General features: G+C 63.5%; 11 protein-coding genes. 5 read left to right on the top strand and 6 right to left on the bottom strand.

What is annotated here, in order from left to right; genetic code table 11:
• Positions 1-273 precede the first annotated feature (273 nt).
• From fumC to FJ490_RS03660, 3 genes are all read left to right on the top strand, one after another.
• The gene (fumC, locus tag FJ490_RS03670; RefSeq protein ID WP_140515515.1) at positions 274-1,671 is read left to right on the top strand and encodes a class II fumarate hydratase; all 1,398 of its coding nucleotides are present in this window, start codon (positions 274-276) and stop codon (positions 1,669-1,671) included.
• A gap of 178 nt (positions 1,672-1,849) precedes the next feature.
• Positions 1,850-2,272: a DoxX family protein gene (locus FJ490_RS03665; protein WP_140494302.1), complete on the top strand. Its 423-nt coding sequence runs from the start codon at positions 1,850-1,852 to the stop codon at positions 2,270-2,272.
• Between the two features lie 171 nt (positions 2,273-2,443).
• Positions 2,444-2,848 (top strand): DoxX family protein, encoded by a 405-nt coding sequence (locus FJ490_RS03660; RefSeq protein WP_140728219.1) that lies wholly within the window; start codon positions 2,444-2,446, stop codon positions 2,846-2,848.
• Positions 2,849-3,143: 295 nt separating this feature from the next.
• Here FJ490_RS03660 and ppx read toward each other — a convergent pair whose 3' ends face one another.
• Together ppx and FJ490_RS03650 are read right to left on the bottom strand one after the other, a co-directional pair.
• Positions 3,144-4,679 carry an exopolyphosphatase gene (gene ppx / locus FJ490_RS03655; RefSeq protein WP_140728218.1) on the bottom strand — a complete coding sequence of 512 codons (1,536 nt, stop codon included), beginning with the start codon at positions 4,677-4,679 and terminating at the stop codon, positions 3,144-3,146.
• Positions 4,679-6,871 (bottom strand): RNA degradosome polyphosphate kinase, encoded by a 2,193-nt coding sequence (locus tag FJ490_RS03650; RefSeq protein ID WP_140561874.1) that lies wholly within the window; start codon positions 6,869-6,871, stop codon positions 4,679-4,681. The genes ppx and FJ490_RS03650 overlap by 1 nt, the downstream gene beginning before the upstream one ends.
• Before the next feature lie 200 nt (positions 6,872-7,071).
• On the opposite strand from FJ490_RS03650, the gene FJ490_RS03645 reads away from it, so the two are divergent.
• Positions 7,072-7,317, top strand: a complete 246-nt coding sequence (locus FJ490_RS03645) for a zinc-finger domain-containing protein (RefSeq protein ID WP_140494310.1) — start codon at positions 7,072-7,074, stop codon at positions 7,315-7,317.
• A gap of 18 nt (positions 7,318-7,335) precedes the next feature.
• A complete protein-coding gene (locus tag FJ490_RS03640; RefSeq protein WP_140728217.1) occupies positions 7,336-8,559 on the top strand; it encodes an FAD-dependent monooxygenase in 1,224 nt (407 codons plus the stop codon).
• Positions 8,560-8,589: 30 nt separating this feature from the next.
• Here the strand turns inward: FJ490_RS03640 and FJ490_RS03635 are convergent, their stop codons facing one another.
• The 4 genes from FJ490_RS03635 to FJ490_RS03620 all read right to left on the bottom strand — a co-directional run bounded on the left by FJ490_RS03635 (position 8,590) and on the right by FJ490_RS03620 (position 12,539).
• Positions 8,590-9,255 carry a TIGR02117 family protein gene (locus FJ490_RS03635; RefSeq protein ID WP_140521613.1) on the bottom strand — a complete coding sequence of 222 codons (666 nt, stop codon included), beginning with the start codon at positions 9,253-9,255 and terminating at the stop codon, positions 8,590-8,592.
• 115 nt (positions 9,256-9,370) lie between these two features.
• Complete coding sequence (locus tag FJ490_RS03630) at positions 9,371-10,174, bottom strand: amino acid ABC transporter ATP-binding protein (protein ID WP_140494315.1); 804 nt, start codon at positions 10,172-10,174, stop codon at positions 9,371-9,373.
• Positions 10,175-10,189: 15 nt separating this feature from the next.
• Positions 10,190-11,347 carry an amino acid ABC transporter permease gene (locus tag FJ490_RS03625; protein WP_140515507.1) on the bottom strand — a complete coding sequence of 386 codons (1,158 nt, stop codon included), beginning with the start codon at positions 11,345-11,347 and terminating at the stop codon, positions 10,190-10,192.
• 4 nt (positions 11,348-11,351) lie between these two features.
• Positions 11,352-12,539 (bottom strand): amino acid ABC transporter permease, encoded by a 1,188-nt coding sequence (locus FJ490_RS03620; protein WP_140494318.1) that lies wholly within the window; start codon positions 12,537-12,539, stop codon positions 11,352-11,354.
• Between the last annotated feature and the right edge of the window lie 22 nt (positions 12,540-12,561).

The raw sequence follows: 12,561 nt of genomic DNA, 5'->3' as shown, positions 1-12,561 counted from the left end.
CGTGGGGGAGATGGCCGGCAGGCCAGAGGGGGGCGCTGTCCCGCCGATCTCTCATTCGATTGCACTTCCGCGCTTGTTCTAACCTGAACGCAGTTGAATGACGACAGATAGCGTTCCTTCGCGCCCCCGCCGCCCTGCCGGGCATCTCCCCACGAGCGGGGAGATTGGCTCCGTCTTCAACCGATTTGCATCTTCACCGCCCGCAATCTCCGCTTGATGCGTTTTGTGCAACGCGATACGCCGTTGCCCAAATCGACAGACCGGAGACTTGCCGTGAGCGCTGCCAAGACCAGAACCGAAACCGATACGTTCGGTGCCATCGAGGTCGCCGCCGACCGCTATTGGGGCGCGCAGGCGCAGCGTTCGCTCGGCAATTTCAAGATCGGTTGGGAAAAGCAGCCGGCATCCGTCGTGCGCGCGCTCGGCATCGTCAAGCGGGCGGCGGCGGAAGCCAATATGGAGCTGAAGCGGCTCGATCCGGCGATCGGCAAGGCGATCGTCGAAGCCTCTCAAGAAGTCATCGACGGCAAGCTCAACGACCATTTCCCGCTGGTGGTCTGGCAGACCGGCTCGGGTACGCAATCCAACATGAACGCCAACGAGGTGATCTCCAACCGGGCGATCGAGATGCTGGGCGGCGTCATGGGCTCCAAGAAGCCGGTGCACCCGAACGACCACGTCAATATGAGCCAGTCGTCGAACGACACCTACCCGACCGCCATGCACATCGCCTGCGCCGAGCGCATCGTGCATGACCTGTTGCCGGCGCTGAAGCACCTGCACAAGGCGCTCGCCGCCAAGAGCAGAGAGTTCAACCATATCATCAAGATCGGCCGCACCCACACGCAGGACGCCACCCCGCTTACGCTGGGCCAGGAATTCTCGGGCTACGCCGCGCAGGTCGCTTCGTCGATCAAGCGCATCGAGCTGACGTTGCCCGGCCTGCAGGAACTGGCGCAGGGCGGCACCGCCGTCGGCACCGGCCTCAACGCGCCCGTCGGCTTCGCCGAGCGGGTGGCCGACCGCATCGCCGCCATCACCGGCATCGCCTTCGTCACTGCCCCGAACAAGTTCGAGGCGCTGGCAGCCCATGATTCCATGGTGTTCTCACATGGCGCCATCAACGCCGCTGCCGCAGCGCTGTTCAAGATCGCCAACGACATCCGCTTCCTCGGTTCCGGCCCGCGTTCCGGCCTTGGCGAATTGTCGTTGCCGGAAAATGAGCCGGGTTCCTCGATCATGCCGGGCAAGGTCAACCCGACGCAGTGCGAAGCGATGACCCAGGTCTGCGTGCAGGTGTTCGGTAACAATGCAGCCCTCACCTTCGCCGGCAGCCAGGGCCATTTCGAGCTCAACGTTTATAACCCGCTGATGGCCTACAACTTCCTGCAGTCGGTGCAGTTGCTCGCCGACGCTTCGGTCTCCTTCACCGACAATTGCGTCGTCGGCATCGAGGCGCGCGAAGACAACATCAAGGCGGCCCTCGACCGCTCGCTGATGCTGGTGACGGCGCTTGCGCCCACCATCGGCTACGACAGCGCCGCCAAGATCGCCAAGACCGCGCACAAGAACGGCACCACGCTGCGCGAGGAAGCGCTGGCCACCGGGTTGGTCAGCGAAGCCGACTACGACCGGCTCGTGCGGCCCGAAGATATGACCCATCCGGGATAAAAGCATTTTTCGGCGGGAGAATATCCTCCCGCCACCGCATCGAGCGACACGAATTTCCGTCTTTCACCGGTTCACGGAAACGTATGTCCTGTGAACAATGTGTCGCCAGACAGGCGGCTTTGGTGAACAGTCAGCATGGTCTATCTGACGGGTGATCAACCCCATTCGGAGAGCCACCATGTCCACCAACACTTCCTTCGCCGGCACCGGCACCGCGTCCAACAGTTCTGTCACCATCCTGCTCGGCCGCATCCTGCTTGCGGTCATTTTCCTGCTTTCCGGTTTCGGCAAGCTCAGCGCCCTTTCCGGCACCGCGGCCTATTTCGGCGGCCTCGGCCTGCCCTTGCCGACCGTGACGGCCATCGTCGTCGGCCTCATCGAACTGCTCGGCGGTCTGGCCATTCTCGTCGGCTTCCAGACCCGGATTGCCGCCTGGGTGCTGGCGATCTTCACCGTCGCCACGGCCCTGGTCGCCCACACCGGCTGGGCCGACCAGATGCAGATGATCAACTTCATGAAGAACCTGGCGATCACCGGCGGCTTCCTCGTGCTGGCTTCCTCAGGCGCCGGCGCCTATTCGGTCGACGCCAAGCGCGGCTGAACTTCCCTCCCCCGTCTTTGACAGCAGTGGCACGGAATTTTCCGCGCCACTGTTTCGTTGTCGGTCCAGAAGCCTCAATTCAGCGCCCGGATTTGCCGGGGCATTGGTGGTAGGATCGATCGGTCCGGGTGGGTAAAGGCCCAAACCGGCCAACCGACAACGGAGGTGACCATGCCTCGCAACGCACTGCTTCTGGCTTCGCGGCTGCTGCTTGCCGCGCTGTTCGTACCGTCAGGCTTCCATGCGCTCGCCGACATTGCCGGCACATCGGGCTATTTCGCCGGCCTTGGCCTGCCGCTCCCGGGGCTCGCCGCGTGGGGCACGGGCCTGTTCGAGCTGATCGCCGGCCTGCTGATACTCATCGGCTTCCAGACCCGGATCGTGGCTCTGCTTTTGGCCGCCTTCTGCATCGTTGCCGGCTTCATCGGCCATTACGGCCAGGGCGCCGATGATGCGACGCTTGCCTTCCTGCACCAGCAGATGCTGATGAAGGACATCGCGATATCGGGCGGCTTTCTGGCGCTCGCCGTGGCCGGCGCCGGCGCCTGGTCGGTCGACGGGCGGGCTGCGGTTTGATATCGCCTAAATCCAAGGGCAGGCCCGGAACCAACCAGACATATGCCCCGGGTTGAACTCTCAATGCCCGAGCCAAGTCGACGCCCGAGCCAAGTCGCCCCCCCTCCGTCGAGCTGCGCTCGACACCCTCTTCCCCGATCGACGGGGTAGAGGAAGGGCTCGTTCGCCAATCTTGGCGCCCTTCCTCTCCCTCCGGAGGGGGGAGAGGTGGCTTGGCGAAGCCAAGACGGAGTGGGTGAAGCCGGTCTTCAAACGCGAATCCGCTGAACAAGTGGCGCGATGGAGTTGGCCGTACCTATTTCACCGAAACGCTCGGCCCGCCTTCGACCGCCAGTACCAGGCGGCGGCCGGTAATTCGCGCCAGTTGCGCCAAGCGCCCGGCGGGCCGCTCGCCATAGAGATCTGCCAGAGATGCCGGTAAGACCAGCGCCAGCACGCCATTGCCGCGCTGCTCCCATTTCAGCCTTGGCATGACGTCGGGCATCGAGGCGGTCAGCAGGTAGACGACGCGCATCGATGCCGCCAGCACCCGCGCCCGCTCCAGATAGCGCGGTGTCGCCAGCGCCTTGATCTCGGGCGCGATGGCTTCGTTGAAGATGCCGTCGTGCCGATAGGCATTGGCCATCGCTAGATAGGCGCGGCCAGGGTGGTCCACGCCGAAAAAGGAGGCGTGGGCGATGATGTTGAGCGATTGCTTGCCGCGATATTCGGGATGCGCGCGCCAACCGATGTCGGCCAGCAATGCCGCCGCGTGGCGGTAGCGCGCCTCGTCCTCGGTCTCGTCGATGCCGAAAGCGGCAAAGGTCTTGGCCGTCCAGTCGACGAGTTCATGCGCATGGGTGACCGAGCGCGAGCGCAGCCGGGCGAGTTCCTCCGATGCCGAGATCAGGGGATCGGCCTTCTGCTCGGCCTGGTCGAGCAGGGAATAGAGGAAGCCTTCGCGCACGCCGAGCGCCGAGACGATGATCTTCGACGGCTGCATCGCCGCCATGATTTCCTGCAGCACGATGGCGCCGTAAGGCAGGAGCGAGCGGCGATTCTTCGAAACACCCTCGATGCCTTTGATCTTCTCGATCTCGCCTTTCGCCACTTGCCGCAGGAAATTGGCGGCACTTTCGACGCCGATCTCGTAGTGGTGCATGACGCCAAGCGGATAGTTGGTCATCTCCATGTGCAGCCGGGCGAGATTTCGCCAGGTGCCGCCAACGGCATAGAAAGGCCTGCCTTGCCCGCCTTTCAGCAGCTTCGCCCGCCCCAGCTCGTCGCGCACGATTTTCGCCGCCTGCGTGAGGGAATTCTTGGCCATGTCCTGCAGGCGCAGGCCGCCCAGCGGCAATGTTATGCCGTCGCCAATCGCTTCGCCGTTGACGTCGACCAGTTCAAGGCTGCCGCCACCGAGGTCGCCCGCAATACCGTTGGCCGGATGAAAGCCGCAGATGACGCCGAGCGCGGAATAATAGGCTTCCTCGCGGCCGCTGATCACGCGGATCTCGGTCTTGAGCACGTCTTCGGCGCGGTGGATGAAATCGGGGCCGTTGACGGCCTCGCGCGCGGCGGCGGTCGCCAGCACGTACATGTGCTCGGCACCGGCCTGGTCGGAGAGCGCGCGGAAGCGGCGGAACTCCTCCATCGACCGTGTCACGCCCTCGGGGTCGAGCTTCCCCGTCGACACGATGCCGCGGCCGAGGCCCGCCAGCATCTTTTCGTTGAACAGCATGGTCGGCGAGCGCGCCAGCCCCTCATATACGACAAGGCGGATCGAATTCGAGCCGATGTCGATGATGGACAGCGGTCGGCGATCCTGCAGCCGGCCCTGGGAATCGGACAGCATCAGGCGGCGGCGTTCTTCTTGCGGCGCTTGAATTGCGCGATCCGCTTCGGCGCATGCGATTTCAGCGCATCACCCCGTCCCGACAGGCTCGGATTGGTCATGAAATATTCCTGTGCGTTGAACGGCTCCTCGCCCTCCTCGAGCACGACGCGCCGGGAGGTTCCATCAGCCAATACGTCGAAACTTTGCTGATTGTCCATGATGTTGCCGAGCATGATCTGGCCCAGCACCTGTTCATGCACAGTTGGGTTGGTGATCGGCACCATGGTCTCGACGCGACGGTCGAGATTGCGCGGCATGAGGTCGGCCGAGGAGATGTAGACGACGGCCTCGTCCGACGGCAGGCCGTGGCCATTGCCGAAGCAATAGATGCGGCTGTGCTCGAGGAAACGGCCTACGATCGACTTGACCCTGATGTTTTCCGACAGGCCCGGCACCTGCGGCCGCAGGCAGCATATGCCGCGCACCACGAGGTCGATCTCGACGCCCGCGCGGCTGGCGTCATAGAGCGCATCGATGATGATCGGATCGACAAGGGCGTTCATCTTCATCCAGATGCGTGCCGGCCGTCCCTCGAGCGCGTGGGCGACCTCATCGGAAATGTGCCGCAGGATACGGTTCCTCAGCGTGAAGGGCGAGATCGCCAGCCGCATTTCGGCGGTCGGCTCGGCATAGCCGGTGATGAAGTTGAAAAGCTGGGCGACATCGCGTGCGATCGTTGCATCGGTGGTGAAGAAGGACAGGTCGGTGTAGATGCGCGCGGTCACCGGATGGTAATTGCCGGTGCCCAGATGCACATAATTGCGCAGCTTGCCGTCCTCGCGCCGCACCACCAGCGACATTTTGGCGTGGGTCTTGAGCTCGAGGAAGCCGAACACGACCTGGACGCCGGCGCGCTCGAGGTCGCGCGCCCAGCGGATGTTGGCCTCCTCGTCGAAGCGGGCCTTGAGTTCGACCAGCGCCGTCACCGACTTGCCGGCCTCGGCCGCGTCGACCAGCGCACGCACGATCGGGCTGTCGTTGGAGGTGCGGTAAAGCGTCTGCTTGATCGCCACCACTTCCGGGTCGGCCATCGCCTGACGCAAGAACTGAACCACCACGTCGAAGGATTCGTAGGGGTGGTGGACGATGATGTCCTTCTCGCGGATAGCGGCGAAGCAATCGCCGCCATGCTCGCGGATGCGCTCGGGGAAACGCGGATTGTAGGGCGTGAATTTGAGGTCGTCGCGGGCAACGGCGACGATCTCAGAAATCTGGCTGAGCGCCAGCGGGCCGGTCAGGACGCTGATGCGGCTCGACGAAACGCCGAGTTCGCCGGCGACGAATTCGCGCAGTTCGGCCGGCATGAGCATGTCGAACTCGATGCGAATGACGGAGCCGCGGCGGCGGCGCTTCAGCGCGGTCTCGAACAGGCGCACGAGATCTTCCGATTCCTCCTCGACCTCGATGTCGCTGTCGCGAATGATGCGGAACGTGCCGGAGCCCTTGACCTCGTAACCCGGGAACAACTTGCCGATGTAAAGGCCGACCGCCTCTTCCAGCGGGATGAAGCGGACATGGTGCTTGCGGTCCGGCAAACGGATGAAACGCTTCAGCGCCACCGGCAAGCGCAAGAGCGCGCTCATCTCCTCGCCGTTCTTGCGATGGCGAAGCTGCAGCGCCATCGAGAAGCCGAGATTGGGGATGAACGGGAACGGATGCGCCGGGTCGATCGACAATGGCGTGAGAACAGGAAACACCTGGTCCTGGAAGTGCTCCTCCAGCCAGGCCTTCTCGTCCTTGGTCAGCGCGTCGCGGGTGATACTCTCGATGCCTTCCTTATTGAGCAGCACGGTCAGCGCCGAGAGGCTTTTCTGCTGGTCTTCCTGCAACCGTTCGACCTCGCGAAGCAGTTGTTCGAGCTGCTGCTCGGGGGTACGCCCATCCGGGCTTCTCAACACGATGCCTTCGCGAACCTGGCCGGCGAGACCGGCGACGCGCACCATGAAGAACTCATCGAGATTGGCCGCGGAGATCGACAGGAAACGTACCCTCTCCAGCAGCGGATGGTTTGTGTTCTGCGATTCCTCGAGCACGCGGCGGTTGAACTGCAACCAGGAGAACTCGCGATTGACGAAACGATCCGGATTGCCTTCCGGGCTTGCCGCTTCCGCATTGATGAACTCGCTCTGGACCGGCTTCAGTTCGTTCATGGTTCCTGCTCTTCCCACGTCTGGTTGCTTCGCCGCTTTCGGGCGGCGCCCAGGCTGTTGCGCCTGGCCGCGATGCTCCAGCCGGTTAACCGGCTTAACTTATCCTCTGACAGGCTTTTGCGACAGTTTCATTTCATCGAACTTGCAAACAGGCCGGTTATGATCCAAACGCTGAGCAGACTGCGCTAAAGGAGACGACGATGGCAGGCGGTTCCATTCCCCATTTCCAGAACGATGCGGGCCATCCGGCGATCGATATCGGAGTCAAGGAATTCATGTGCACCGGCGCCAACCCGCCTTTCGACCATCCGCATGTGTTTCTCGATATGGGCGACGACAATGAGAAGGTCTGCCCCTACTGCTCGACGCTCTACCGCTATTCGCCGAAGCTGACGGCGATGGAAACGCTGCCGGCCGGCTGCCTCTACATCGACCAGGCCGCCTGACTTCCAGCGGCCCGGCCAATGGCAGACGCACAGTCCCGGCAAGTCATCATCGCCGGGGCGGGTATTGCCGGGCTGACCGCGGCACTGGCTTTCGCCGAGCGGGGCTATCCCGTACGGATCTTCGAACAGGCGCAGCGCCTAGAAGCGGCGGGCGCCGGCATCCAGCTTTCGCCCAACGCGACACGCATCCTGCGTGAGCTCGGCGTACTCGACGCACTTCTTCCCAATGCCGTCAGGCCGGAAGCCGTGGTGCTGAAGGATGCGGCAACCTTGGGCGAACTGGCGCGCGTACCTTTTGGACGAGCCGGCGAGGCGCGCTGGGGTGCGCCCTACCTCGTGGCGCATCGAGCGGACCTGCAAAACGCGCTGATGGCGCGCGTGGCTGCCATGCCCGATGTTCATCTCACTACTGGTGCGCGCCTTGGCAGCGTCACGATCAGCAGTTCAGGCGTCACCGCGGCAGCCGATGTGGGTGGCAGGCTCGTCGCGGCGGAAGGTTTCCTTCTGGTCGGCGCCGATGGCGTCTGGTCGTCGATGCGCGGACTTGCCGACCAAGGAAGGAAAACCAGGCTTGCGAAAAGCCACTTCTCCGGCGAACTGGCCTGGCGGGCAACCGTCAGCGCAGACAGTCCTGCCGGGCAAGCTTTTGCAGAGATCGGTGCGCCGGACTGCGTCACCACCTTCCTGCATCCCGGCTTTCACATGGTCGCCTATCCCGTCAGCAAGGGCAGCGCCATCAATCTCGTCGCTTTCACCAGGGGCGAGCGTATCGCCGAAGGCTGGTCCGGCCATGCCGATCCCGCAATCCTGGCCGGCGCCATGCGCCGCACCGCGCCGGCGCTGGCAAGGCTTGCGGAGTTGGCCGGCCCTTGGGCGGCCTGGCCGGTCCATACGGTCGATCAGAAGCCGCCATGGGTAAGGTCGGGCCGCATCGCACTGGTCGGCGACGCGGCGCATGCCATGACGCCGTTCGCGGCACAGGGCGCCGCGATGGCCATCGAGGATGCCGCCACGCTTGCCGACGTCATGGCCGCCTCCCCTGCCGATCTCGCCGGAAGTCTTCAAATCTGGGAAGGCCTGCGCCGGCCGCGCGTCGTGAGAGTGGCACGTCGCGGCGCCCTCAACCGCCTTGCCTGGCATGCCTGGGGTCCGGTGGCGTTGGCGCGCAACCTTTTCCTGAAAATGCGGACGCCGGAGAAGCTCGCCGCGGATTTGGACTGGCTTTATGGATGGCGGGCCTAGAACTCGAACGAGGCGTTGGCGTTATCTGCGCTACCTACCATTATACAGCTTCAACGACCACCCGAGCGAGACCGGCAGCGGGTTCCACCAACCCGTGCGCAGGCCGGCGGTTCGCAAGGCGGCGGCCGTCCAGGTGTTGCAGCCGGCCAGCGCATTGAAATGGCCGTTCGCCTCATAGAAGCGGTCGAAATCGGAATAGGCGGCCCCTGCGATGACGATCGGCCCGCCTGGTCCTTGCTGAAAACTCGCATCGATGAAGTCGAGCAACGCGGCAAAGCGGTCTTCCGGGATGTCGAAGCCGGCGACATCGGGTCCGGAGATATTGCCGGCGACCTCGACATGCATCACTGAAGCGTCAAGCGTCAGGGCCTTGAATACGGGCATCGCCTTCAGCTGCGACCAAGTCGGCGTCTCCAGGTAGAAGGCGCGGCCGCCCCAGCCGAAGACGATGTAGCGCACCTCGGGCGCGTCGGAAGGCTGGCCGGCAGCGGCGAGGAAGCGAAAGCGCCGGCGCACGCCATCATCGACGGGAATGGCGATGTCGGTGTGGATCGGATTGCTCAGCACCAGAATGTGCCTGGCGCCCTCGCCGGCCGCGGCAGCCGGCCAGAGTGGTCGCGGCACCAGTGTGCCGAGTGCCGCGACCAGCACCACCGCGGCCACCAGCACGGCCAGGAAACGAAGGCGTTTTCTCATCCGGGCATAGTTCTTGCGATTCCATCACGTTTCAATCGAAACGATCCGATCGGCCAAATGTGAAAAAGCCCGACCGTGGCGCGGCCGGGCTCCTTCCATTTCGACGAAGCAGCGCTCAGTGCAATATCTGCGACAGGAACAGCTTCGTGCGCTCGTGGCGCGGGTGATCGAAGAACTCGGCCGGCGTGTTCTGCTCGACGATCTGGCCCTGATCCATGAAGATCACCCGGTTGGCGACTTTCCGCGCAAAGCCCATCTCGTGGGTGACGCACAGCATGGTCATGCCTTCCTCGGCAAGGCTAACCATGGTCTCCAGCACTTCCTTGATCATTTCCGGGTCGAGTGCCGAGGTCGGCTCATCGAACAGCATGATGCGCGGGTTCATGCACAGCGAACGGGCGATCGCCACGCGCTGCTGCTGACCGCCGGAGAGCTGGCCCGGATATTTGTTGGCCTGCTCGGGGATCTTGACGCGCTTGAGGAAATGCATGGCCATCTCCTCGGCCTGTTTCTTCGGCGTCTTGCGCACCCAGATCGGCGCCAGCGTGCAGTTCTCCAGGATGGTCAGGTGGGGGAACAGGTTGAAGTGCTGGAACACCATGCCGACCTCTCGGCGCACCTCGTCGATCTTCTTGAGATCGTTGGTCAATTCCTTGCCGTCGACGAAGATCTTGCCCTTCTGGTGTTCTTCGAGCCGGTTGATGCAGCGGATCATGGTGGACTTGCCGGAGCCGGACGGGCCGCAGATGACGATGCGCTCGCCGCGCATCACCTTGAGGTTGATGTCCTTCAGCACATGGAACTCGCCATACCATTTGTGCATGGCGATGATGTCGATGGCGACATCGGTGGTCGAGATGTGCATCTTCGCGGCATTGACCTTGATCTCTTCCGCGCTGACGGCGTTTTCGGTGGCCATGAACCAATCCCCTTTTTATCGTTTGTAACCGGTGTCGAGCCGGCGTTCCGTATACATTGAATAGCGCGACATGCCGAAGCAGAACAGCCAAAACACGAAGGCGGCGAACACGAGACCGGATTTCGCGGTCTGCGGCGTCGCCCAGTTGGCGTCCGAGAAGTTCTGCTTGACGACGCCGAGCAGGTCGAACATCGAAATGATGAGGACCAGGCTGGTGTCCTTGAACATGCCGATGAACGTGTTGACGATGCCGGGAATGACCAGCTTCAGCGCCTGCGGCAGCACGATCAGTCCCATCTTCTGCCAATAGCCGAGGCCGAGCGAATCGGCGCCCTCGTATTGGCCCTTGGGGATCGCCTGCAGGCCGCCGCGCACCACTTCCGCCATATAGGCGGCGGCAAACAGCGACACGCCGATCAGCGCCCTCAGGTATTTGTCGAAGGTGACGCCGGCCGGCAGGAAAAGCGGCAGCATGACGCTGACGAAGAACAGCACTGTGATCAGCGGGATGCCGCGCACGGCTTCGATGAAGACGATGCACAGCATCTTGACGATCGGCATCTTGGAGCGCCGGCCGAGCGCCAGCACGGTGCCCAGCGGCAGCGACACGGCGATGCCGACGAAGGAGAGGCTGAGCGTGATCAGCAGTCCGCCCCACCGCGACGTCTCGACATGCGGCAGACCGAACACGCCGCCCACCAGAAGAAAGAAGGCGACGATCGGCAGCACCAGGAAAAGCAGGATGGCGTTCAGGCCCTTGCGCGGCACGCTGGGGATCAGCATCGGCACCAGCAGCGCCGCGAACAGCATGGCGACCAGGATCGGCCGCCAGCGCTCCTCGACCGGATAGGTGCCGAACATGAACTGGCCGAACTTGGCGTTGACGAAGGCCCAGCAGGCTCCGCTCCAGCCATCGGGCTGGATGCCGCCCTGCGCCACGGTCGCGCAGACGGTCCGGTCCGGCCCGGTCCACTGGGCATTGATGAAGGCCCAGTTGATGACCTGCGGCAGGACCCAGGCGACGATGATGATGCCGAGTATGGTGAGGATGGTGTCGCCGACCGAACCGACGAGGTTCTTGCGGACCCAGGCATACAGGCCACGCTCGCTGATCGGCGCCGCCTCCGCCAGGGCCATTTCGGTGCGCACCCAGGACATGTCGTGTTCCTGCATGGCCCTACCTTTCCACCAACGCCATTCTGGCATTGACCACGTTCATCACGGCCGAGGTCACCAGGCTGAGTATGAGATAGGCGATCATCATGATCAGCACGCCCTCGACCGCCTGGCCGGTCTGGTTGAGCACCGTGCCGGCGGTCGCCGTCAGGTCCGGATAGCCGATGGCGATGGCCAGCGAGGAGTTCTTGGTCAGGTTGAGATACTGGCTGGTCAACGGCGGGATGACGATGCGCATGGCCTGCGGCACCACGACCAGCCGCAGGATCGATCCCGAGCGCAGGCCAAGTGCGGCGGCGGCCTCGGTCTGGCCCTTGCTGACACCCCTGATGCCGGCCCGCACGATCTCGGCGATGAAGGCCGCCGTGTAGCAGGACAGCGCCAGATAGAGCGACAGGAACTCCGGCTTGACCTGGAAGCCGCCGGTCAGGTTGAAGGTCGATTGTTTCGGAAAATCGAAGCTCAGCGGAAAGCCGCTCAGCGCATAGGCGAGCAGCGGCAGGCCGACGATCAGCGCGACGGACGTCCAGAACACGGGAAACTGCTGACCCGTCGCCATCTGCCGCTGGCGCGCCTTGCGGGCGACGAACCAGGCCATGGCGATACCCACGATGAGCGCCACGAAGATCAGCCATGAGCCCTCGCCCCAGACGGCGCGCGGGAAATAGAAACCGCGCTGGTTGAGGAAGGAACCGAAAGGCAGGTTATAGCTCTCGCGCGGCGGCGGCAACACGGCCAGCACGCCCGAATACCAGAAGAAGATGACCAGCAGCGGCGGGATGTTGCGGAAGATCTCGACATAGACCGTGCAGATCTTGCGGATCAGCCAATTCTGCGACAGCCGGCCGATGCCGATGACGAAGCCGATAATGGTCGCGGTGACGATGCCGGCCACGGCGACGATGATGGTGTTGATCAGGCCGACAATGATGGCGCGACCGTAGGTCGAATCGGACGTGTAGGCGATCGGCGTGTCCGAGATGTCGAATCCGGCGCGGCCCCTGAGGAAGCCGAAACCGGAGGCGATGTGAAGACGCTGCAGATTGTCGATGACGTTCTGCACGATCCACCAGACAGAGCCGAACAGAACGACGACGACCAGTGTCTGGAAGAAGAGACTGCGGACTTTCGGGTCGTTGATAAAGGAGCCGCGACTTGTATCCTCGCGAAGGACTTCCTGCGATGCCATATCACCGTCCCCTGTGAAAGAG

This window comes from Mesorhizobium sp. B2-5-11, assembly GCF_006440835.1.
GTDB lineage: Bacteria > Pseudomonadota > Alphaproteobacteria > Rhizobiales > Rhizobiaceae > Mesorhizobium.
The sequence above is the reverse complement of the archived record's forward strand: the minus strand, read 5'-3'. Positions and strand labels throughout refer to the sequence as shown.

What these genes read in the sequence shown, in the direction of transcription:
- FJ490_RS03665 (WP_140494302.1), top strand. Translation starts at nt 1,850, where the DNA reads ATGTCCACCAACACTTCCTTCGCCGGCACCGGCACCGCGTCCAACAGT.
- FJ490_RS03660 (WP_140728219.1), top strand. Translation starts at nt 2,444, where the DNA reads ATGCCTCGCAACGCACTGCTTCTGGCTTCGCGGCTGCTGCTTGCCGCG.
- ppx (WP_140728218.1), bottom strand. Translation starts at nt 4,679, where the DNA reads ATGCTGTCCGATTCCCAGGGCCGGCTGCAGGATCGCCGACCGCTGTCC.
- FJ490_RS03650 (WP_140561874.1), bottom strand. Translation starts at nt 6,871, where the DNA reads ATGAACGAACTGAAGCCGGTCCAGAGCGAGTTCATCAATGCGGAAGCG.
- FJ490_RS03645 (WP_140494310.1), top strand. Translation starts at nt 7,072, where the DNA reads ATGGCAGGCGGTTCCATTCCCCATTTCCAGAACGATGCGGGCCATCCG.
- FJ490_RS03640 (WP_140728217.1), top strand. Translation starts at nt 7,336, where the DNA reads ATGGCAGACGCACAGTCCCGGCAAGTCATCATCGCCGGGGCGGGTATT.
- FJ490_RS03635 (WP_140521613.1), bottom strand. Translation starts at nt 9,255, where the DNA reads ATGAGAAAACGCCTTCGTTTCCTGGCCGTGCTGGTGGCCGCGGTGGTG.
- FJ490_RS03630 (WP_140494315.1), bottom strand. Translation starts at nt 10,174, where the DNA reads ATGGCCACCGAAAACGCCGTCAGCGCGGAAGAGATCAAGGTCAATGCC.
- FJ490_RS03625 (WP_140515507.1), bottom strand. Translation starts at nt 11,347, where the DNA reads ATGCAGGAACACGACATGTCCTGGGTGCGCACCGAAATGGCCCTGGCG.
- FJ490_RS03620 (WP_140494318.1), bottom strand. Translation starts at nt 12,539, where the DNA reads ATGGCATCGCAGGAAGTCCTTCGCGAGGATACAAGTCGCGGCTCCTTT.